This is a genomic window from Chitinophagaceae bacterium, assembly GCA_016717285.1.
Classification (GTDB): Bacteria; Bacteroidota; Bacteroidia; order Chitinophagales; family UBA10324; genus JACCZZ01.
Genome location: JADKFU010000004.1, coordinates 413,629 through 436,207 on the forward strand (window position 1 = coordinate 413,629; position 22,579 = coordinate 436,207).

The 22,579-nt window shown below is 41.5% G+C and carries 20 protein-coding genes and 1 pseudogene; 8 read left to right on the forward strand and 13 right to left on the reverse strand.

What is annotated here, in order from left to right; genetic code table 11:
* Positions 1–30: 30 nt before the first annotated feature.
* A complete protein-coding gene (locus IPO83_07000) occupies positions 31–1,593 on the reverse strand; it encodes a glycogen-binding domain-containing protein (GenBank protein MBK9731019.1) in 1,563 nt (520 codons plus the stop codon).
* The gene (locus IPO83_07005; GenBank protein ID MBK9731020.1) at positions 1,590–2,546 is read right to left on the reverse strand and encodes an aspartyl protease family protein; all 957 of its coding nucleotides are present in this window, start codon (positions 2,544–2,546) and stop codon (positions 1,590–1,592) included. The genes IPO83_07000 and IPO83_07005 overlap by 4 nt, the downstream gene beginning before the upstream one ends.
* A gap of 426 nt (positions 2,547–2,972) precedes the next feature.
* On the opposite strand from IPO83_07005, the gene IPO83_07010 reads away from it, so the two are divergent.
* The 6 genes from IPO83_07010 to IPO83_07035 all read left to right on the forward strand — a co-directional run bounded on the left by IPO83_07010 (position 2,973) and on the right by IPO83_07035 (position 7,046).
* A complete protein-coding gene (locus IPO83_07010; GenBank protein MBK9731021.1) occupies positions 2,973–3,536 on the forward strand; it encodes a TetR family transcriptional regulator in 564 nt (187 codons plus the stop codon).
* Between the two features lie 166 nt (positions 3,537–3,702).
* Entirely contained in the window at positions 3,703–4,695 is a 993-nt protein-coding gene (paaA, locus tag IPO83_07015) for a 1,2-phenylacetyl-CoA epoxidase subunit A (GenBank protein ID MBK9731022.1), read from the forward strand.
* Positions 4,696–4,716: 21 nt separating this feature from the next.
* On the forward strand, positions 4,717–5,112 hold the full coding sequence (paaB, locus tag IPO83_07020) for a 1,2-phenylacetyl-CoA epoxidase subunit B (GenBank protein ID MBK9731023.1): 396 nt from the start codon (positions 4,717–4,719) through the stop codon (positions 5,110–5,112).
* A gap of 14 nt (positions 5,113–5,126) precedes the next feature.
* Positions 5,127–5,879 carry a phenylacetate-CoA oxygenase subunit PaaC gene (paaC, locus tag IPO83_07025; protein ID MBK9731024.1) on the forward strand — a complete coding sequence of 251 codons (753 nt, stop codon included), beginning with the start codon at positions 5,127–5,129 and terminating at the stop codon, positions 5,877–5,879.
* Positions 5,873–6,367, forward strand: coding sequence for a phenylacetate-CoA oxygenase subunit PaaJ (gene paaJ / locus IPO83_07030; GenBank protein ID MBK9731025.1), 495 nt, complete (start codon positions 5,873–5,875; stop codon positions 6,365–6,367). Before paaC ends, paaJ begins: the two co-directional genes overlap by 7 nt.
* Before the next feature lie 97 nt (positions 6,368–6,464).
* A complete protein-coding gene (locus IPO83_07035) occupies positions 6,465–7,046 on the forward strand; it encodes a nicotinate-nucleotide adenylyltransferase (GenBank protein ID MBK9731026.1) in 582 nt (193 codons plus the stop codon).
* A gap of 64 nt (positions 7,047–7,110) precedes the next feature.
* Here the strand turns inward: IPO83_07035 and IPO83_07040 are convergent, their stop codons facing one another.
* From IPO83_07040 to IPO83_07080, 9 genes and pseudogenes are all read right to left on the reverse strand, one after another.
* On the reverse strand, positions 7,111–7,302 hold the full coding sequence (locus IPO83_07040) for a cold shock domain-containing protein (protein ID MBK9731027.1): 192 nt from the start codon (positions 7,300–7,302) through the stop codon (positions 7,111–7,113).
* Between the two features lie 237 nt (positions 7,303–7,539).
* Positions 7,540–8,874 (reverse strand): DUF58 domain-containing protein, encoded by a 1,335-nt coding sequence (locus IPO83_07045; GenBank protein ID MBK9731028.1) that lies wholly within the window; start codon positions 8,872–8,874, stop codon positions 7,540–7,542.
* Positions 8,871–9,872, reverse strand: a complete 1,002-nt coding sequence (locus IPO83_07050; GenBank protein MBK9731029.1) for a MoxR family ATPase — start codon at positions 9,870–9,872, stop codon at positions 8,871–8,873. Before IPO83_07050 ends, IPO83_07045 begins: the two co-directional genes overlap by 4 nt.
* Before the next feature lie 288 nt (positions 9,873–10,160).
* A complete protein-coding gene (locus tag IPO83_07055; GenBank protein ID MBK9731030.1) occupies positions 10,161–11,792 on the reverse strand; it encodes a T9SS type A sorting domain-containing protein in 1,632 nt (543 codons plus the stop codon).
* A 91-nt stretch (positions 11,793–11,883) separates the two neighbouring features.
* Positions 11,884–13,368 carry a hypothetical protein gene (locus IPO83_07060; GenBank protein ID MBK9731031.1) on the reverse strand — a complete coding sequence of 495 codons (1,485 nt, stop codon included), beginning with the start codon at positions 13,366–13,368 and terminating at the stop codon, positions 11,884–11,886.
* A complete protein-coding gene (locus IPO83_07065) occupies positions 13,365–13,901 on the reverse strand; it encodes a sigma-70 family RNA polymerase sigma factor (GenBank protein ID MBK9731032.1) in 537 nt (178 codons plus the stop codon). The genes IPO83_07060 and IPO83_07065 overlap by 4 nt, the downstream gene beginning before the upstream one ends.
* 119 nt (positions 13,902–14,020) lie before the next feature.
* On the reverse strand, positions 14,021–15,265 hold the full coding sequence (locus IPO83_07070; GenBank protein MBK9731033.1) for a hypothetical protein: 1,245 nt from the start codon (positions 15,263–15,265) through the stop codon (positions 14,021–14,023).
* Positions 15,262–16,092, reverse strand: a complete 831-nt coding sequence (locus tag IPO83_07075) for a DUF4129 domain-containing protein (protein MBK9731034.1) — start codon at positions 16,090–16,092, stop codon at positions 15,262–15,264. Before IPO83_07075 ends, IPO83_07070 begins: the two co-directional genes overlap by 4 nt.
* Positions 16,089–17,920: pseudogene (locus IPO83_07080) on the reverse strand (stage II sporulation protein M). Before IPO83_07080 ends, IPO83_07075 begins: the two are co-directional and overlap by 4 nt.
* A gap of 72 nt (positions 17,921–17,992) precedes the next feature.
* Here IPO83_07080 and IPO83_07085 point away from each other — a divergent pair.
* The gene (locus IPO83_07085) at positions 17,993–18,721 is read left to right on the forward strand and encodes an RDD family protein (protein ID MBK9731035.1); all 729 of its coding nucleotides are present in this window, start codon (positions 17,993–17,995) and stop codon (positions 18,719–18,721) included.
* 36 nt (positions 18,722–18,757) lie between these two features.
* On the opposite strand, the gene IPO83_07090 is transcribed toward IPO83_07085, so the two are convergent.
* The gene (locus IPO83_07090; protein MBK9731036.1) at positions 18,758–20,692 is read right to left on the reverse strand and encodes a guanylate cyclase; all 1,935 of its coding nucleotides are present in this window, start codon (positions 20,690–20,692) and stop codon (positions 18,758–18,760) included.
* A gap of 218 nt (positions 20,693–20,910) precedes the next feature.
* Between IPO83_07090 and IPO83_07095 the strand changes: the two genes are divergently transcribed.
* Positions 20,911–21,642: a hypothetical protein gene (locus tag IPO83_07095; protein ID MBK9731037.1), complete on the forward strand. Its 732-nt coding sequence runs from the start codon at positions 20,911–20,913 to the stop codon at positions 21,640–21,642.
* Between the two features lie 180 nt (positions 21,643–21,822).
* Here the strand turns inward: IPO83_07095 and IPO83_07100 are convergent, their stop codons facing one another.
* Positions 21,823–22,545, reverse strand: a complete 723-nt coding sequence (locus IPO83_07100) for a sulfotransferase family protein (GenBank protein MBK9731038.1) — start codon at positions 22,543–22,545, stop codon at positions 21,823–21,825.
* Between the last annotated feature and the right edge of the window lie 34 nt (positions 22,546–22,579).

Consider the following 22,579-nt stretch of genomic DNA (forward strand, 5'->3'; position numbering starts at 1 on the left):
TACAAACCATAACTTAATCTTAATTGAATCTCAATTATCATACAACGTCTCCTTCGGCTCTATCCATAATACAGAGTTGCCGGTGCCATATTCGTTTTCATCATACAGCGGGTTGTCGGGATCTATGATCCAGTTGCCATCCACTACAAACTTGTAAGTATATTTTCCCGCAGGAAGAAATACGGAATTCGACCATACACCATCTTTCTTTTGCATCGGATAGCCGGGCTTTAACCAGTTGTTGAAGCTGCCGCTTACGAAGACTTCTTTTGCATTTGGATATTTCTTTAATATAAAAGTATAATTGGCCTGCACAGTACGGATAGAGTTCACGATGTCGCCACTTCCGGTGTTTAGCGGATTGTCAGGATCCGTAATCCATTGTCCGTCCACGATAAATTTATATTCATAGGTTCCGGGACGCAGCACATAAGGAATTTGCCATCCTGTTGCTGTTTTAGTCATGGAGAGCTCCTGCGTATTCCATGCATTAAAGTTTCCACTCAGTATTACACTCTTTGCACCGGTGTAACCTTTTAAAGTAAAGAACAAGGTATCACCAAGGCTCATGAAGGAATTAAAGTTGCCTTTGCCATCAGGACGGGTGACTTTATTATTTGGATCGAGCATCCACTCTTTGTCAACAATAAATTTATAAGCATGTGTGCCTTCGTTCAGGTACATCGGCAGTCGCCATCCTGTTGCCATCCGCTGCATCACCAGTTCCTTTTCATTCCAATTATTGAAACTTCCTACCAGCAACACTTTCTTTGCATCGATATGTCCAGCCAGTGTAAAGACATAGTTGTAATGAAAATAAGCAGAGTTATAACCACCATTGCCGTCACCTTCGCGTTTGTTGTTATTTGCATCGTAGATCCATTGGCCGTCGGCAATAAATTTGTAGAGATATTTTCCGGGCTTTAATTTTTGTATGGCCACCCAACCACTGTCAGTGTGTTGCATGTTGATGCCATTCGTACTCCAGTTATTGAAGTTACCACTCAGGTAGACGTGCGATGCCTGCGCATATCCGCGCAGCAGAAATACCGTTTCGTCTTTTTTCGGATTTTCAAATACCGTGGGAGCAGCTTTGAAACTGTTGACACCATATTCTACCGGCACAGGGTAACCGGGCGTTCCGGCAATTGCCTTCGGATGTTCGATGTAGATGGGTTGTTGCCCCCAATTAATGGAAGTTCCATTGTCAAGAGGCTTCGCGATTTCAACCACATTTTTATCGCTATGATGAATCGTCCATCCTTCTTTTGCAAGCTGACCGATGTTTTGAAAATTCCATAAGCTATCTTCTTTTAACCCAAAATAGCTTAGGAGTTTGGTAAGGTCTTCTGTTGCCTGTTTATCAAACCTCACGATCATCATCCCGTTTTCAATGCGCAACGATTCATTGTTCTGTGCACTTGCCTGCATTGGGTTCAATAACAAAAGAAAGAGCAATACGATAAAAAAGCCCGTCAAGTCGCGCATTGCATGCATAAATAATTCAGGTATTCCAATGCTGCCTGCAGGCAACTTCACAGCATTCGATTTTCCATCAGCGTGCACACATTGATATGACGGAAGATGTCTCATTGCTGTTTTATGTTATAAAAATACATTGTTAATTGCTTTTTCCTGAAATTAATAATTACCCTTCCTTCCGCCAGAAAGTTGTATCCTAATATGCCATCTATGTTTGTATTATAAACCATCTGAAGGCCTGCAAGTCCGGTGAGAATGGTTTGGGTGTTCAGAAATGCATGATCGCCGATAGTCAATTCATCCAATTCACCACCAAACACTTCCACCCTTTGATTGCTCGTGCCTGTTAAAGAATTTCTGCTGGAAAGTTTGAAGTGTTGCAGTACTTTTTTTGGTGCTTCGTTGCCAAGTACATTTATTTCAGCACCTGTGTCAAGACAGTAGCGCAACTTATTTCCCCCGATAGAAGTATTAATGAAAATGATGTTGTTTTCTATTACAAATGGAATCTGGAGTCGCTGCTGCACTGAGGTTGTTGCACCTGTTGTTGCAATCCGGTCGCCCGATTTGTTGAGTTTGTACAAATACAAAACATTCCTGCTCACATCTATTTCCATTTCAAGGTCGCTGAATAAACTGGCACCTAAGAGCCCAAGAATCTTAACTCCTTTGCTGTCCTCGATATGTCCAAGACTCACCATATCCGCTTGTAGCGACTTGTAATAAAGTTCTTGTATGGTTAGACGGTTAATAACCGTTTTTGTAACCGCTGTGTTCATTCCACCTGTTACACCACCTGCACTTGCACCGTCCTTACTTTTTCCTTTACGGAAATAGGTTTTGTTCAGTACGAGGTAAGGAGCGCCGGTGTCAACGATAAAGTTGCCGGTTACAGAATCAACAGTAGCTTCCACCAGCAAAAGATTTTCTGCTCTTTTAATCGGTACTACAAGCACTTCAAAATCTCCTTCTGGTTTTGAAAGGGTGTATTGTTCCTGGTAAGATAAATTGGGTAAAGGAAAATTGGCGGCCAGAGTGAGTGATGGGTATAACAGCAACCACATGAATGCTAATGAGGCGAATAGTCGCTTAAACAGCAGGAAAATATTTGATGGGTGGTTAATCAGCATTGTGAAACTAGCGGCGATCTTGACATTTGTTTTTCCTTATCAGGATAATCGGGTGGCAATTGTGAACTGGTGATAGGACATGCAAAGATGATTTTATGTTACAAATGAGGAGCATTTTTTTAGCCGGTACCGGCAAAATTGAAGGCATTCATCTTTTCTATTTGATGAGATGTTGAATGGTTACATGGCTAAATTGCCAAATAGTTGCTGCAAAGCCGGAGTGAATTGATGCATTGAATTTGTCGTCATTTCTATAAAATCCGGAGCTTTATGACACTGTAAATTCCCCGTTTTTTATTTCAGCAAGAACCAATTACTTTTGCTAACAAATGTTAGTCTACGATGCCTAAAGACAAGACGATCAAGCGGAAAGATCAGATTACACAGATCGCGCAGCATAAATTCAGGGAGAAAGGATATCGCGCTGTTTCGATGCGTGAACTGGCCGATCATGTAGGAATAGAAGCGGCAAGTTTCTACAATCATTTCGATTCCAAAGAAAGCATTCTGAAAGAAATCTGCTTTCGTATGGCTGATGAATTTTTTAAAGGCATTGAAAAAGTCATCAACGAAGAAAAGCTTTCAGACAAGATTCTGGAAAAGGCTATTAAATCACACATCACCGTGATAACGGCCAACACAGATGCATCCGCTGTTTTCTTTCACGATTGGCGGTACATGAGTGAGCCTTTTCTCACAGAGTTCAAAACATTGCGCCGCAACTATGAGAATATTTTCCGTAAGATTATTAATGATGGAATGAGTAATGGAACGTTCAATAAACTGGATGAAACATTTACGGTGCTTACCATTTTTTCATCCCTTAACTGGGTGTATGAGTGGTATGATCCTGCAGGAAAATTCACGCCCGAACAAATCGCGGAAAACCTCTCCAAACTAATCCTTGACGGAATGAGAAAGTAATTACCGCGCTGTTAAATAACCTTTGGCAGGGTACATCCGGAGTAGCATGATTGTTATCGTCTGTTGCAAACCGTGCCAAAGCAGGCACCAAGTCAATCTTATCACAACACTACCACTACAAAAACCCTTCAAACTCTAAACCTTTTAAACCCTTCAAAATTTTCCCATGTACGGCGGCGGCTACATCTTCACAGAACCCACACAAAAAGAGCTCGAAGAGCATGCAGATGATCCTTTATTGCTTGCAGCGTTTGAAGCTACGATCAACAGCGGCGAAAAAATTGAACCGGAAGATTGGATGCCTTATGAATACCGCCGTCAACTGATCCGCCTGATTGAACAACACGCACACAGCGAAGTTATGGGAGCACTTCCTGAAGGTGCATGGATTACGCGTGCACCCGGATTCCGGCGTAAAATGGCGCTGATCGCGAAAGTGCAGGATGAAGTAGGGCACGGACAGCTATTATACAATGCTGCCGAAACACTGGGCAAGTCACGTGAAGCGATGATCAACGATTTACTCAGTGGTAAATCAAAGTACTCCAACGTTTTTAATTATCCGGCAAAAACATGGGCTGATGTTCCGGTGATCGGTTTTCTGATTGATGCCGCAGCCATTGTAAACCAGGTAGCCAATTCAAAAGGATCCTATGGACCTTACTGTCGTGCGCTGGAAAGGATTTGTTATGAAGAATCCTTTCACATCAAACAGGGATATGATGCTTTTGTCGCACTTGCTTTAGGAACACCGCAACAGCGCGAAATGGTACAGGAAGCCCTGAACCGCTGGTGGCGTCCAATCATGCATTTCTTCGGACCGCCGGACAAGGATTCGCAGCATGGAGAAAAGCTGATGCGATGGAAAGTAAAAATGGCGAGCAATGATGTGATGCGACAACAGTTCCTCGATTCCTATGTACCGAAGATTTGGGAGTTGGGATTGAAACTTCCTGATCCGCTTTTGAAGAAAAGTCTTGAAACCGGAAAGTGGGATTACAGCGATCCGGATTGGGATGAGTTTCTGCGTGTGATCAACGGCGATGGTCCTTGTAATGCAGAACGATTGGCCACACGGAAATTTGCCGAAGAGCATGGACGCTGGGTACGCGAAGCATTGATGAATCCGCGACAGGAGTTTTCCATTCCGCTTGCATGAAGTTTTTTGAACAATTAAAAAATGAAAACAAAGACACCGATTATAGATCCGCGCATTCAACGACTTGATCTTGAACAATCATCCCAGTTCCGGCAACTTAATTCGATGGAGGAATGGGGAACCTTCGAAGTATTCCATCAAAAAAAACGCGGCGAACAGCACATTCATGTGGGTGTAGTGCATGCGCCGGATCCGGAGATGGCGTTGATATTTGCGAAAGAACAATATGGCAGACGGCTCAAATGCGCAAATATATGGGTGGTGAAATCAACAGACATCTATTCACTCGGATACGAGAACTCTGATATGTTTGAAACCACTCCGGAAAAAATGTATCGCGAAGCCGGAGGTTACAAGTTGCGTGATAAAATCAACCAATTTAAAAAGGATCAGAAACTTCAGCATTCCGAAATCTGATCATTTACAAAAATATGAAAGCAGTAAATGAATTAATGTTGAAAATGGCCGACGATGTGTTGGTGATGGGCCATCGCAACAGTGAGTGGACGGGACTCGGGCCCATACTGGAAGAAGACATTGCGTTTTCTTCGATGGCACAGGATCAGATAGGTCATGCTTTATCACTTTATAATATTCTGCATGAACACGGCTCCATGGCTGAACCGGATCAGATGGCTTTCCGGAGGAGTTCCAAAGAATTCAAATGTTGTCATCTTGTAGAGTTACCGATTGGTGAATATGACTTCAGTCTGGTCCGTCATTTTTTATATGATCATGCTGCCGCTATCCGTTTCGAAATGCTGTCTTCCTCCTCCTTCGAACCGCTGGCACGTCTGGCAAGAAAAATAAAAGGAGAATTGAAATACCATGTGCTGCATGCCAATTCGTGGATGACACGTTTAGGACATGGAACGGAGGTGAGTCACGCACGCATGCAATCCTCTTTGAATTTTGCCATGCCTTATGCACTTGCATTGTTTGAAGAAAGTGACAACGAAGAAGAGTTGATTTCTGAAAATGTTTTTTCAGGAGAAAAACAATTGCAACAATTCTGGGAAGAACGTATCCGGATGCAGCTTGAAAAAGCCGGGCTTACCTTTCCGGAAGTTGCAAAAGATGAGATACCTTTTGGCGGAAGAAAAGGTTATCACACGGAGCATCTTCACAACCTGCTGGAAGAGATGGCACAGGTGTTTAAATTACAGGAAGGTGTAGAATGGTAAACGTATTAAACACCGAAGAAGAAATCATCTTTACATCCTTGCAGGAAGTGATGGATCCGGAGATTCCTGTTTTATCAGTAGTTGATTTAGGAATTATTGAAGATGTAAGGATTGAAGATGACAGCGTAACGATTATGATGTTACCGACTTTTACAGCTTGTCCTGCCATAAGGGTGCTACAGACACAGATCCGTGACAAAGTATTATCACTCGGCTATAAAAAAGTAGCAGTGCAGGTGGATGGTTCCGTGGCATGGAACTCTGACCGGATAACGGAATCGGGAAAAATTAAACTGGAAAAATTTGGATTGGGCACGCCACTTCATCACGGTGGTGAATTTGATTTAAGCGACATTGAATATTCTATATGTCCACATTGCAGCAGCAGCAACACCACCATGAATTCCATATTCGGATCCACCCTTTGCCGCAGTATGCATTTTTGTTTTGATTGCCGGCAGGGTTTTGAACGATTCAAGCCGCTTTAAATAGTCAATAGTGAATTGTCAATAGCGAATAGAATTCACCAATCCTGCTTATTTTCACCATTCACCGTTTACGATTCACTTTTCCCCTTTCACCTTCATGACAGGTCTTTTCTTCGGTTCATTTAATCCAATCCATACAGGGCATTTAATTATTGCTGAATTCATGCGACAGCAGGCGAAACTGGATGCGGTGTGGTTTATTCTTTCCCCCCAAAATCCATTGAAAAAAGAAATGACTTTGTGGCCGGAAAAAGATAGGTTGAAGCTGCTGAAACTCGCGATCAAGGGCAATAAATATTTTTCGGCCAATGATATCGAGTTTCATTTATCCAAACCCTCATACACTATTCATACGCTGGAAGCACTCGCTAAAATGTTTCCACGGAAAAAATTTGCGCTCATGATGGGTTCAGATAACCTGGATATTTTAGAACAATGGAAAGATTATCAAAAGATACTTGATACGTACCAGGTGCTTATTTATAAAAGGAATGAAGTTGCTTCACCGGCTTCCATTCAACATGCTCACCTCACCTTTTTTGAAGCGCCATATCTGAATATTTCTTCCACGCTTATCAGGAAGTTAGTATCAGGAAAGCAATCAATTCGTTACCTGGTTCCTGAAAACGTCGGCAAATACATTGAAACGCATAAATTATACAGCAAAAAGCAGCGATAAACCGCTATAAAGCAGAAAAGCCTCCCTGATTTAGGGAGGCTTTTCCGGGAAAGGAATTAAATGATTATGCTAAACGAACGTTTACTGCATTTAAGCCTTTTTTGCCTTGTGTTACTTCAAATACCACTTCATCTCCTTCGCGAATGTCCTGAGCTAATCCGGTAACATGGACAAAAATGTCTTGTCCGGTAGCACTGTCATTGATAAATCCAAAACCTTTTGTGGTGTTGAAGAATTTTACTTTTCCTTTTTTCATTTTGTAATTAAAATTTTTGATTATTAAGGCGACAAATGTACGACAATATTTTGCGTAACCTAATTTTTTTTAAAATGTAGTGCGAAGAAGGGTAATCTGTATGGGATTGGCGGTTGGTTACAAAAGACATAAGACTTTCAGACGTAAGACCTTATCAAGGGACCACTGACGAATGGCGGAAACACAACGGCGCCAGTTGTTTTACCAAACTTTTCAGCCTGATCTTTAATATAGCAGTCAAATAAGTCCCCTGCTCTTGAATTCGAGATATTTGTTTACGGTATTGATGGAAAGATCTTCAGGTCTCGTCAGTATGCTTTGAATGCCGTATCGCCGCAATTCCGTGGAAAGCTGGGTTTTTTCATTCAGAAATTTTTGCGCGATGGTTTGATCGTAGATATCGCCTATCGAGGAAACTGCCGTTTTACTGAAATCCTCAATTTCCGCATTCTGAAAGAATACGACTACCAGCAGGTGCAGCCGGTTAATGCGCCGGAGGATGGGCAACACTCTTTCCAATGCATACATGCTTTCAAAATTGGTGAAGAGAAAAACCAGGCTTCTGCCATTCATGTGGTAGCGTGCACTTTGGTACAGCAATTCAAAATTTGCTTCCGTCGTTTCTTCACGCTGTGCGTATAAAGCTTCAAGAATTTTCTGCAGTTGTTGCCTGCTACGTTCCGCTTTAATGAAAGTTTGAAATTTATCAGCAAACGTCATGAGTCCGGCTTTATCGCTTTTCAAGAGAGCGATGTTGGAAATCACGAGCGATGTATTTATTGCATAATCCAGAAGGCTCAGCTCATTGAAAGGCATCCGCATGGTCCGGCTTCGGTCAATCACACAATAAACCTGTTGCGCCTTTTCATCATCATACTGATTCACCATCAATGAATTGCTGCGGCCTGAAGCTTTCCAGTTAATGCTCCGGTGATCATCACCACGCACATATTCCTTGATCTCTTCAAACTCATAACTGTGTCCGAGGCGACGCATTTTTTTTATTCCTTCATGAGTTGATATTCTTGCGAGCGCTTTTAATTCAAATTGTTTCATCTGAATAATGGATGGATAAACAGCAATTTCACTTTGCGACGGAATAATCCATCTTCGGCTGCAAAGTCCAATGTTGGTGCTCAGAAATAAATTGAGATTGCCAAACTGATAGCTGCCACGTGTAACAGGCCGGAGTGAATAGTTGATTTTCTTTTTTTCCTTCGCATATATTTTAAATTGAAAAGCAAAATCCCGCCTTTGAAATTGTTCCGGCAACTCATCAATCAGTTTGATGTGCAGCGATAGCACGCTGATATTTTCAAGTTCAACAGACATTTTGTTTTCATCACCCAACGAAAGTATCTGTTGCACGTTTCTTCTGCCGCTTATTTTTAACGAAGGATTAAAAAGCAATACGATATCTACGATCAGGATGGCTGAAGCGGCAAGCAGCAACACCTGCGCCACCACAAATAAAAAAGGCAGAAAAAAACTGACTGCAAATAAAACTGCTATTCCGCCGCTTGCATAAAAAAGGCGATTGGTAAGAAAGAGATGCCGTATCATGCGCATCATCTGGGCACTTCAATTTTGCGGATGATTTCCCTTATCACATCTTCCACTTCCATGCCTTCCATTTCCCGTTCTGGTGTAAGGATGATACGGTGATTTAAAACCGGATAACTTACAAATTGAATATCGTCAGGTGTTACAAAGTCACGGCCTTTGATGGCCGCGAGTGCTTTTGAAGAACGCAATATGGCAAGTGATGCGCGTGGTGAAGCGCCAAGGAATAAGTCGCCGTGGTTCCTGGTTTGATAAACAATCTGCGCAATGTATGCTACCAGTTCGTCTTTAATGTGCACCTGTTCTGTCAATCTCCTGCATGCTGCAATATCGGCTGCAGAAAAAACAGGTTGCACTTCCAGAGATTTACGGTTGCTGAAGTCTTCTTTGAATAAGTGAATTATTTTTTTCTCTTCTTCCAGTGATGGATAATTGATTTTCACACGAAAAAGAAATCGATCGAGCTGTGCCTCCGGCAACTTATAAGTGCCTTCCTGTTCAATCGGATTTTGCGTAGCCAGCACAATGAAGGGGAATTCCATTTTATAGGTAATACCATCAACAGTGATTTGTTGTTCTTCCATCACTTCAAACAAAGCGGCCTGCGTTTTAGCAGGAGAACGGTTGATTTCATCAATCAAAACAATATTTGAAAACACCGGACCGCGGTTGAAAGTGAATTCAGAATTTTTGAAATTGAAAACTGAAGTGCCTGTTACATCTGACGGCATGAGGTCGGGCGTAAATTGTATCCGCGAAAATTTGATCGACAATGTTTTCGCGAGCAACTTGGCAATAAGTGTTTTCGCAATGCCCGGAACGCCTTCAATCAGTAAGTGGCCCCCGGCAAATAATCCGGTGATGAGCAGCGTAACCAAATCATCCTGGCCTACAATCACTTTTCCGATTTCAGATCGAATGCTGATTACCGCATCACTGATTTTTTGCTGTGCTGTTTGGTCTGTCTTCCAATCCTGATTTTCAGGAGTTATGTTTGTTTCTTCCATAATTAATTGCAAAGTATTTAAAATTTTAAGAACTGAACTTGGTATTAAGATTCATCTCCTAAAACTTTTTAACGCCCTTCGACAGGCTCAGGGAACAGCTTCGACACTCTTCGACAAGCTCAGGGAACGCCTTCGGAGTGCGCTCCCTGAGCCTGTCGAAGGGTTTCGAGTAAAGCATAGCGTGTTTAATACAAAACCCAATACTTAACATCACAGAAGTTTCTAAAAACAAAAACCGCCGTTGTGATTGAACGGCGGTTTTTATACCAACTCCAAAAATTTAACTTTTTACTGAATCAGAATTTTGGTGGTCAATTGTTGTTGTTGTGAAATAAGTTTTACCAGGTACACTCCATTTGACAACGCATCTCTGTTCAGCCTGATAGAATATTGTGCGCTGACACTTTGCTGAAAAACAATTCTTCCCGTTAGGTCCGTTACCTGAATGTTATCAAAAGAACCTTTGAAACTGATGGTAGTGAAATCATGGAAAGGATTGGGAGCAACACTTACATCAATAACCTTTACCGTTGGCTCACTTACAGAAGATATCGTTCCGTTATTATACTGATCAATCACCGATTGAATTACATCAGAAAGAATCAGTCGACCTACTCCGTTTTCATCAGCACCGTTCAAAGGATTATAAATGTAAGCGAAGTCAAGACTGATCACTTCCTGTGAAGCGAGATTCATGGGACCAATAGAACCGACCATGCGAACATCAGTAGGATCGAGACCGGCATTCCACCACCAGTTAGAGGGCTGACCGGAAACAGAAGAATCAGAAAATCCCGGGAAATAATAGTCTGTTAGATTAACGCCACCATAACCTTCCGGATGTAATGAATCCACTGCAAGCGGAGAATCATCTTTCCAGGTTGAATGCAGATATCCATAGTAGTCAGCACCGTTTTCAGGATTTCCCAATGGAGTAAAATCATTGTGGTAGCCGATGGTTTTTGAAAGTGGATGACTTAACCACGTTGCAGAAAGTGCAGGAGGAATACCTTGATAATTGACTGCACAGTTAGGTCCGTCAATGGAATCTCCGTTGATAACAAAAACTGAATTCTTAGCGACATCTGTTCCTACATAATCATCTCCGGCGCAACCAAGATCAAAGTCATTCCACAATCCCATATATACATCGTGATAGTTGCTTGTTGATTTATTTTTTAGGGTATAATTGAAAAGAATGCAATTGGAGAGCAACGGGTTGGTTTCTTCACTGAAAGTGTACGCCATACCATGTACTTCTAATCCAAGTGCGTTTGTGCTGGTTTCTGTGTGAGGCAAAGCGAGATCATTAAAGATGAAGTAAACTGCCTGGTCGCCGTAGATGGAAGGATAATCGCCGGAGGCCGGTTCGTAAATGCCATTGTTATTCAAATCAACAAAAGGAGCCATGATGGGATCAAAACCTGCGGGACCATTTCCCGGCCAACTTGCAATATTTACCGGCACTGTATATCCTGCATCTGTGTAATGATTTTTATGATTTTGAATTTCTGCTTTTCCAACTTTCCAAACCTGATCCCATACACCGGTGTCTCCCGCTGTGCCACTTTGATCAATCGGCCCCGGAAAAAAATCATCGCCGAGCTGACGGTAGGTAGAAGCTGCTACATGCAATTGACCGAGATCATCTAAGCCACCAATCCATAAATCGGCAGCAAAGGTGGCATGCGTGTTACTGCCTTTGGGCACTTCAAATCCGGGAAGAAGGTTCGTAGTATTGCCGGCCGCGTTGATACTAACCTTGCTGAAAAGAAGGCCATTGGAGTTTATAGTGGCTGTAATATTTCCGGTATCCAGCACTGCGGAAGCATTATAATGCAAGCCCTGCGCATTTAGCTGCTGATGAAATACTATGCAAAAGAAAAACAAAAGCAGTGTAGAAAATTTCATGGTTTTCATAAATGTTGTTTTTAAATGGATGAAAGAATAAATGAATAAAACCGGTTCATCACATTGATGCATAAAATATCTGAAATGTTGCCTGCGATTATCAGAATGAAAATTTTATTCCTGTATTCAATCCGAATTTATGGAGTTGTTGTTCTACGGGCGCAGCATCGCCGGTGATGGGTTTTAATTGTATTTGGAAATAGGGTTCTGCAAAAATTCCTATGTGTTCATTAAAACGATATTCACTTTCGATACCGGCATAATAGCTAAGTGCAGCGCGATTGCGGAAGAAAGATGTCCCGCTTTCAGGCAATGTAACAGGTTCCAGTGTTTCCGGATTAATGCTTGATCCCTTTTGGGCAAAGCTTGCATTGAGTATGACACCCGATTGTGCACTGATCTGAAATTTCTGCAGCTCGAAGGTATAACCGATCAGCAAGGGAATATTCCAGTAAGAATAAGTAATGGATGATGCATATGACGCAAGTGAATCGGTTGAAGAAATAACAGTATCACTGAAAAAAACCTGCACCGGATCTTTAAACGGCGACCAGATAGTGTAGAAATAAGTACTGTCCGTAATTACAGCTACTTCCCAGTTTTTTTGCAAGGTGAAAGATGATTGCTCTGTTGAATAGAGAAGACCGGATTTCATAAATAATCCAACATCAAAATTCAGCGAAAAGCGTACTCCTGTTGTAAATGATTTTTCCATCTGCTTGTTCCAATCAATAAGCGTGAGTGAATCGTTGGGTTGATCCGTCAATTGCTGAAAAGAAAGATCAGGAGCAAACAATGCTTCCAACGACCAATGTAAATTCCAGGAAGTCTGTGAAATTTCAATAGCTGCAGTTGAATCAATTAGCTCGTTGCTTGATTTTTCAGAAAATATTTTACTGGCGGTTCTATTATTTTCATAGAAGAGATTTTGTGCATTTAATGGGAGGGAAGCAATAAATTCAGTTTCAAAGTTTGATTGATTTGCATTAAAATTTTTATTGGAAGATTCCACCAATTGAAACGGTTGCGAAACAGTAGAAATCACCGGCAGCATTGAATCATCCTGTTGTGTTGCGCCTGCGGATTTTTCCTTTTGGGATATTTTAGAAGTGTTATAGAAAGTTCCGGAAATAGCGCTTTCTTCAGAAGAATTAACTACCAGTGGATTTTTAGTTGATTTGCGTTTTTCATCCACATTCTTTTTATTGAAAGCATCTTCATTGTTTTGATTGATTTTTTTCTCTGAGGAAGAAAAAGTTGATTGCTTGAGAGAAATTACATCTGACGATAAAGGAGGCGCTTCAGGTAACAGGACTGAATGTTTATTTTCAGAAGTGATCTCTTTTTGCCCAACATTATTTTTACCAACCGGCACAGTTCCGTTGTTTAAATAATGGCAAGTGAATGGGATCAACAGCAATAGCAGCAGCCAAAGACTACGACTTCTTTTCCGCAGATTGGCCAGCCATTTCCGTTGTTCCCTTTTTTTGATCACAGTATTAAAAAGGCCGGCAGGAACCGGTGATTCGTAAGCCGCCATTTTTTCGCTGAGCTTTTCTTCCCAGCTTTTTGATGGAGTTTTCATGCAGTAGTCACCTCCTTGTGACTTATCATTGCGCGGAGCGCTTTGCGTGCTTTAAAAAATTGTGTGCGTGAAGTTGCTTCTGTTATTTGCAGGAGCGTTGCGATTTCTTTGTGATTATATCCTTCCAAAGCAAACATGTTAAATACAGTACGATAGCCTGTCGGTAGTGCTGTTATAAAATCCAACAACTCTTGTGCTGCATAATGGTCGGTGAGCGAATGGTCTTCCGGTTCCACATCGACCTGATCGAGCGGAGAATTTTCGTATTTCACATGTGATTTACGAAGGTGAGCCAGAGAAGTATTTACAAATATTTTTCTCATCCAACCTTCAAAGGCACCTTCATTTCTGAATTCACTGATGTGATCAAATACTTTAATAAATCCTTCTTGCAAGGCATCTTCTGCATCGTGCCGATTGCCGCAATAGCGGATGCACAGCGTCATCATGCGGCCGGCGAAGAGGTTGAAAAGCTCCTGTTGGCAGTTACGGTTTTCTGAAAGACAGCCTTTAATCAGTTCATGCAATTCCACGATTACAATACTTCTCCTTTATGGCAGGATGCATTAAGATAGGTAAATGTTGCCTGAAGCGTATTTTTTTTCTAATGGGTTAACTGAGCACGCAATGTGTACAGAAATAAATACAAATGTCATTTACAATTCCCGTAAAATGATTCCAACTCCAAATGAAAGCTGGTTAACTGCGCTTCGCTGATATCATTCATGTTTTCAATGGTTTGATATTCTTCCAGCAGCTGCACAATCCTGTTGTGTTCCACCTGCGATTTTTCAGAGAGCTTCAGCACAAAATCATGATCGGTGGTTTTTGTCTGCAAGCCATATCGGCTGCGGATGAAAGTGAGAAACAATTTCATCTTTTGCAATGCCAATGCACGGTGATCATGTTGCAACAGATAAAGTCTGCCCATGGTGTGAATGAATTCGAGTGACGAATTAGTATTCTGCTCTACAACAGGAATGATCCGTTGATTGCGTTTTGCACGAAACAATAAGAACATTATTGACGTCACTAATAATACATACCAGGACCAACGCAGGCTGGTTTGTGAAAGAATATACCGCAGTGGGGTTTCAATATCACCACGATTGCCGGGATTCATCTGCGGCACTTTGCTGAATTCATCCCAATAAATATCCGATGAAGAAAGATGGGAGAAAATTTTTTGCGCATATTCTAATCCTTCATGCTCTTTTAGATAATAGTTAGTAAAACAAATAGGGTTGGAGTGTAAGTAGAACGCGCCTTTTCCATATGGAACTTTGATGAAATTCATGAGTGAGTCATTCATGGTGCCCAGCGAAATAAAATAAGGACCTCCGTTTTTGATGGAATCTGAAAAATAACGCCATTCAAATATTTCCTTTTTCCATGCGTAAATGTAGTCGTAAGTATAATCACCGGACTTTATTAATGATGGAAGCACAAAGTTGACATGAATGGTTGAATCCATTAAATAATGAAATATGTACCCATTGTAAGAAGAGGATTTGAAAATATTGGTCAGCAGGTCTTCCGGCAGGACTTCTGTAACTATGAAGGCATCATTTCCATTGTAAACAAAGTCGCGGAGCTGAACCCTATCGGTATCAGAAAAGTATAATTCAGCGCCTATAAAAACATAACTGCTTTTTTCAGCAGAAGATAAAGGCAACGATTCAACCAGTGGTTTATTGATCGATGTAAATTGCTTACCAGGAAAATAGTCTGTAAGCAATTTTGAAATCACGCTTACATCGTACGGCTGATTTTCCTTTTCACGAAACATCGCATACCAGTTTACCTGATTATTACCGCGGAACTGATAGAGCACAAAAGCGAGGAGCAGACAAATGGCTGCCACGGCAATCACCACTATTGTGCGGTTACTTTTCACGAAAGGGTTTTGAGTGTGGTTAAAAAATTCTTAAACCTTTCGCTGAGCTCGAGGAAGCGTTGCTCACTGACAGGGAACTCACCATACCAGACACGTTCAAAAAGGAGCGTAACTTCTCTGAAACTTTTGTATTGCGCTGTTTCGCGCAGTTCGAGCACGTAATCGAAATTGGTTTTTTCCTTTCGCCAGAGAATGAGTTTTTTATTCGTCAATTCTTTCATCGCCATCAGGTAATAGATCCGGACTGCCAGGCGGAAATCATTTCTTTCAATTGCTTCCCGCAGCAAGCGATCGAGTTCCGTTTCAGGAAAGTCTTCATCAAATTCTTCGGCAGAAAATATTTTCTCCGTCTTTGTTTTTTTCCTTCCCAGAAAAATATTCACGCCAAAAGCCCTTAACAAAATAATAAGCAGCACAGCGAATAATATGACCAATGCAATCACGCGCAATGTTTGTTGCGAGATATTGAAAACCGGCGTAACGGAAGGTTCCTTTTTTTCTTTGTCAGGTTCTTTTGTACGCTTGTCGGTATAATCCAATCCTTGCGTTGCCTTTTTCCAGGTTTCAGTATTGAAAGAATGCTGTTCAATACTTTGCTGAACATATTGCTCCTGCAACATTGCTTGTTGATGAAGATATTGTGTATCAGCTATCACAGGAATTGCTGCAGTTGCAGAATCAACAAAATCCACAGGTTCCATTGCCTGGATTATTGAGTCCTGCGCAACTGCAATTTTCAGTAACTGAATGATTACTAATAAAGCAATCAACAGGAATCTGAAAACTGAAAGTTCAACGATCCGGTAGCGATGCAGACTATTCATCATTTTCCGTTTTTTGTTCCAATCATTGCGATGCGCTGCTTCAGGTTGGTGGCCTCCTTAATTTCTTTGAGCGTAAAATACTGCAGGCTGAATCCTGCCATCGCGATTGGCATTAACAGGTGAATGACAAAGTAAGTGAGGAGCCGGAGAATAAAATCATAGAGCAGGTTTACGGTTTCCTGATCGAGCAATATATTCCATTTAAAAACATTCACCAGCAACCAGATCACCGGAGAGTCGATAAAAAAATAAATGATGAATGAAACGAGGAGCAGCATCAGGAAAAGTCCATAGAGTCGCGCGAAGCTTTCAACTATCAACCCAACGGTTTTCCTTATCGCAGCAACAGGACTTGTTTCGCGGTAGACCATACTGAATAGCCAAATAAGTGTGACGGGAAACAGCAAAGGAAAAACGAACAATGCAATTTCGTTGGGCAATAGAAAAAGCGCGTTGAGCAATGCAGAAACAAGCAACACCTTGTAAAAGTTACTTCGCAGAAAATGAAGAAGTGAAAATTTCAGCTTACGATCCGGATCAGGTCCGATTTCCCTGATAAGCCAATACAGTACAAAAAATCCATTAATGGTAAGCGCGATGGTGTTGACTGCATAAACAATAATGGAGTGATGGTGAAAATACGTTCCAAGATTTAAAAATGACCAGCGGCCAAAAAGATAATCGGTACGCCACCCGTTAGGATTAATGATCCACAATAAAATATTTACCGGCAATGCAATCAAAAAGGCCAGTCGAATGAACTTACTGAAATGCCTTCTGAAAAAAATAAAAATGTCGCCGAAGATTTCACCATTGTTACGGATGATGGTAATGTCAAGCGGCTGACTGTTTGCTGCGGGTATTTTTATTTCCGGCGGAAGCGATGACGCACGGGATTTTTGAATGGGATACCAAACAAAATACACCAATATAAAAAAGAGGGAAAATAAAATGATGCAGAGCCTGAGCAAGTCTGGCACATCTGTAAAACGTGTGAAAAAAGACTCAATGATTGCGGCAGTTACAATAATGGGTGCAATGCCAATCATGATTTTTAATGATTTACGTGCTGAGAATTGTAAGGATTGCAGGCGCGAATACGTACCCGGAAAAACAAGTCCTCTTCCCAGCACCAATCCTGCAGCACCGGCGATGATGATGCAGGAAATTTCAAGTGTGCCATGCATCCATATGGTGAGAAAAGATTCGCGAAACAAGTTGTGTTCAATAAAGAAATACTGAAAAGTGCCAACCATCACTCCGTTGTACAGTAAGATGGCAATAGTTCCGGCGGCGTAAAGAATGCCGAACAGATAAGTCATGAAGGCAACTTTCAGATTGTTGAAGGTGATGCCGAGAAACATATCGAGGCCATTGGATTCCTTGTACACTTTCATCGGATCGCCGCTCTTGATGTTTTCAGTCGTCATGTTCACGTAATTATCACCAAGAATTAACGCCGCAAAATCGTGGTCGTGCATGGAGGAGAAAACACCGATAAAAAAGGAAAGCAGAAAAATAGAGAGTGATAGCAGAAATTCAATGCGTGAATGATAAACGAGCAAAGGAAGTTCTTCCTTCCAGAAATAAAAAAACCTGCCGCGCTTTTCCTTTTTGTTTTTATAAATATGAAGAAAGGTGCGTTGTGCAAGATTGTTGAGATAGACACGAACATAACGGTTGGGATAAAAAGTGCGGGAGAAGGAAAGGTCATCAGTGATCTGAACGAATAAATTACTGAGCTTATCAGGATCTTTTTTTCCTGCTTCAGGATCTCTTCGAACTCCGACCATTTTTCCTTATTTTGCTTTATGAAATTTGTTTCGCGCATCGAATGTGTAAGATGGGAAAATTTCAGAAAACAGTCCTAACCGTGTCATCATTTTGACGCTAATTGTTCCAGATGCAAACCATTGACATCATCACCACACAAAATGTAACCATCCAATATGCATTGGCTTCGGTGCGTGATCGTTTGCTATCGTTCTTTATGGATCTTGTTGTATTGTTTGTTTCAGTGATGTTGCTGGTTTTGTTGTTCACCACAGTTATTTCAACGGATTCATTTGGATATGTGATGTACCTGCTGATCATTCCCTTTGTACTTTTTTACTCGCTCACGCAGGAAGTATTACTGAACGGCCAAAGTATCGGCAAGCGATTGATGGGACTGAAGATTGTGAAACTCACCGGTAAAGAAGCGACGATGAGTGATTACCTGATACGCTGGGCCTTCCGGTTTATTGACATTTGGTTTTCGCTCGGATCCATTGCCGTGATGCTGATCACTTCAACGGAACGGCAGCAACGTCTTGGTGATTTGTTAGCCGGTACCGCGGTGATAAAACTCAATCCCTGGGCAACGGTCAGTTTGCAGGAAATTCTTTCCATTCATTCCATGCAAACGTATCAACCCACTTATACAGAAATTAAAAACTATCCCGAACAGGATATGCTGCTTGTAAAGCAGACACTTGACCGGCTGAAGCGGTTCAACAATGCTTCACATCTGGAAGCTGTTACCTTACTGGCAGATAAAATGGCGGATCAGCTTCAGCTTTCAGAAAAGCCGGGAAATAAAGCAGCGTTTTTAAAAACTTTGCAGAATGATTATGTGGTGTTGAGCAGGTAGTGGAATTCACGACTTAAAATTCATGATACAAGCATCCTATTTAATTACCGGCAACCCAAGTTTCTTCCTTTCATTCACAATCGGTTCATAGTGCTCAAATCCTTTCATAAAAATAGTGCCGTAGAACAGGATGGACCAGAGCAACTTCTTTTGCACACAGCGGTCAAAATACTCTTTCATTTTTTCCTGATCTCCAAGCCACATAGAGATGGAAAGCAACAGAAAATCAAAATGGGTTTCCGGTTGATTCTGCTGCAACGCCAATACTTTTTCAAATAATTTTTGCAAGGCATTTTTATCATCAAGTTTTGAGTAAGCAAAAGCAAGGGCGAGCAGCAGGAGCGGGAAATCACCGGCAATTTTATATACATTTTCAAAAATCTCCAGTGCTTTATTCCAATCGCCATTAAAACCGGTGATATACCCACGCATGTTATTTACGAGTATATGGTTTGAATCAAGGATTTCTGCTTCTCTGCAATATTTTTCAGCTTCTTCAAAGTGACCGGTAGTTACACAAATGCGGGTTACAGTTGCAACAATATCGATAGATAAAGGATCGAGTTTATGAGCCTTTTTGGCATCTTCTATGGCCTCGTCAAACTGCATTTGTATAAACCGGAATTCGGCGCGCGCTGAATACACCATCGGATCATTTGGATTGATCGCTATTGCTTTTTCTATTAGTTCCAATCCTGCTTTCCAATCCCATTCAATATAAAATTTTATTGTTGCCATAGCGATAAGTGACATCGCGTTTTCAGGATCAATCGCTATGGCTTGTGCTGCATGATAGTTGGTTAGTTCTGCTGCTTTATTTGCGGGCATTGCACCAATCTGTCCGTAAAATGCATATAACGATGCGAGCCATCCATGTGGGTATGCAAAATAAGGATCAAGGGCAATAGCTTCATTGAATAACTCAATGGATCGCCGTCTCGACACGGGATCAGCTTTATCAAATAATTGCAGCGCCTGTATATACCGTTTATAGGCCTCCAGGTTTTCAGTAGGAACTTTGGCCAGTTTTTTCGTGTGTTCCGCTTCACTCAGATTGATGCGGAATTTATTGGCAATCTCTCTGGCAATCTCATCCTGCACCGCAAAAATATCTTCTATGCTGCGTTCATAAGTTTCACTCCAGATATGATAACCATCAGCCGCATTGATCAACTGCGCAGTGATGCGCACTTTGTTACCCGCCTTGCGAACACTTCCTTCCAATACTTTTTGAACATTCAGCTTGCCGGCAATCTCGCGGATGTCTTCATTTTTTCCTTTAAAGGCAAACGAAGAAGTTCTGGAAGTTACCTGCAAACCATCAATCTTCGCCAGCACATTCAGCAGTTCTTCAGTAACACCATCGCAAAAAAATTCATTTTCCGGATCGGAGCTCAGACTTGTAAATGGAAGCACTGCCACCGCATTGAGTGTTTGCTTCACTTTTCCTTTCACATCGTCTCTTGAAGGAACCACAATGCCCGGATTAGAAACAGCATAAACCTGCATCGGCTGCTGTACATTCTTCAATTCAAAATAACCGAGCGGCTGCGCCTCAATATTCTGATTGCGTATTTCATCGAATAATTTTTCAGAAATAAAAACACTGCCGGGAACGGCAAGTGATTCAATGCGTGATGCAACATTCACACTGTCACCATAAATACCGGTATCGTCAAACATCACGTCACCACTATGAATGCCGATTCGTAAATCCACCTTTTCCTGGCGGCAGAGGGTTTGCATTTCAACGGCGCTTTGCACGGCATTGGCAGCGCTTTTAAAAATACTGAGTGTTCCATCGCCGTAATACTGCAACAGTTGCCCTTCAAATTTAGCAAGGCACTTTTCAAAAACCTCTTTGTTCTTTTCCCATTGTTTTCGGCCCAAAGTTTCATTTTTCTGCATAAGAGCAGTATAACCGACAATGTCGGTGAACATGATGGCGGCAAGTTGGCGTGATGAAGTCATGCTGATTTAATCGTTATTGCAATGTAATTGAATCTCCCGAAATCACTGTTTTACTTTTCAGGCAGGTGATGGAAACTCATACTTTCTCCTGTGTCAAAATTAAACAGATCACCAAATTTTTTCAATCCATCCGCGAGCGCAATAACCTGTAATGAAAGCATTGATTCAGAGAGAAACAATAACTACCTTGTTAAATTCCAAACCAAAATCAAAATAATATGAAAAAGAACTTGCTTCTAAGTTTTGCGCTTACGCTGATGCTGGCAATTGCTGTCGCACAGCCAGGTGAAACGAAACCTGCAGTAATAGTTGAATCGATGTACCTGTTACCCAAAAAGGGAATGACTGATAAAATGGAAGCGGCTGTTAAAGCTCATGTTGCAAAATATCACCCAAGCGGTCCTTATGTGGCTGGTTTGCGTTCGATTGATTACGGATTAAAATCAGGATGGTATGTGTGGGTGATGGGCCCTACAGGTTATGCAGGGCTTGATGCGCGGCCTGACAAAGTTGAACATGCAGATGACTGGAACAAAAATGTTGATCCATTCATTGAGGAGTATGGTGCTACTACCATTAATGAGTACGATGCTGATTTGTCGACCGGCCGCGAATTTTTTTTAAAATCTGATCACTATGATGTTTGGGCCATCAATGTAAAAGATGCTGAAATGGATCGCTTTAACGAAATCCTGCAGCAGTTGAGCAAGACGTATGTAGCGTTGGGTGACAGAGCGTTTATGGTGTATCACAATATGGTTCACATACAGGGAGGAGCTGATGTAGGAATAGTTACCAGCTTTACCAACTATGTTGATTTTGGGAAAGACTGGGGCGTGAAACAGGCGTATGAAAAATTATACGGCGTTGGCAGTTGGAAAAATATGCTTACTACCTGGAATGAAGTAGTAGTTGATTACAATGAAGAGCTGCGTTCTATTGTAAAATAAAATACCTGCCAATAAAAACCCGGAAAAGACTTCTGCTGTTCCGGGTTTTTATTCTGAAGCGGATTTACTTCAAGATTGTTTTTATAAGTCTCCTATACCCAAAGCACACTGACTCAGGTTCATAAAACACTTACAATGCCAGCTCCGGAACTATCTCGTGTATTAAAGGCAACAGTTGCATCATTTCAATGATCTTTCAGAAAGAAAATCATAATAAGGTTTTGCCTGTTCATAGATTTCCTGAAGGTCAGGTGGTAATTCTTGTGCTGCTTCTTCAAAGGGCGTGAATCCCGTGGACTGATGCACATTTTTATACCAGTATTTTGCCCAAACGCCATCTTCCGGCCGTGCACCTGCTTTCCATTGAAGCATTGATGGCTGAAACCCGATACCCAGATTTTCACACATTGCTGTCAGCATCTTCCCGGGATTTCTAACCACATCACTTGCATCAATAATCAACCGGTGATAATTTCTTCCTGATAAGAATTGATCCAATTCATAACTCTGCCTGATGCCGATATCGTTTAAAGATGGTTGTGTTATTACTTTAGCATAAGATATTAAAACTTGCTTCGGATCGCGAATAAGAAGAATGTTAAAGGTTTCCGATAGAAAATCCAACTCCAGGTTTAGCAAATGATGCGTCATTTGTTTAAAGAAAAGAATGGGATGATCGCAATTTCCCAGCATCACATTTGAAATTACTTTCCTTCCGTCCTGTTCCTGTGATGCAAGCACCTCTTCTCTTCCGGGATGATTCAATCCGGTTTCATTTAAAAAATGCGCATACAACGGTTCGTCAATTACAACAGTATCATTTCGCTGTGCAAATGAATACATCATAGCGGTGGATATGTTCCGTGGCCCGCTCCATAAATTAATTCGCTTTACAGGTTGCATTCAACAAAGCTATCTACTTTGGAGATTCGGTGAC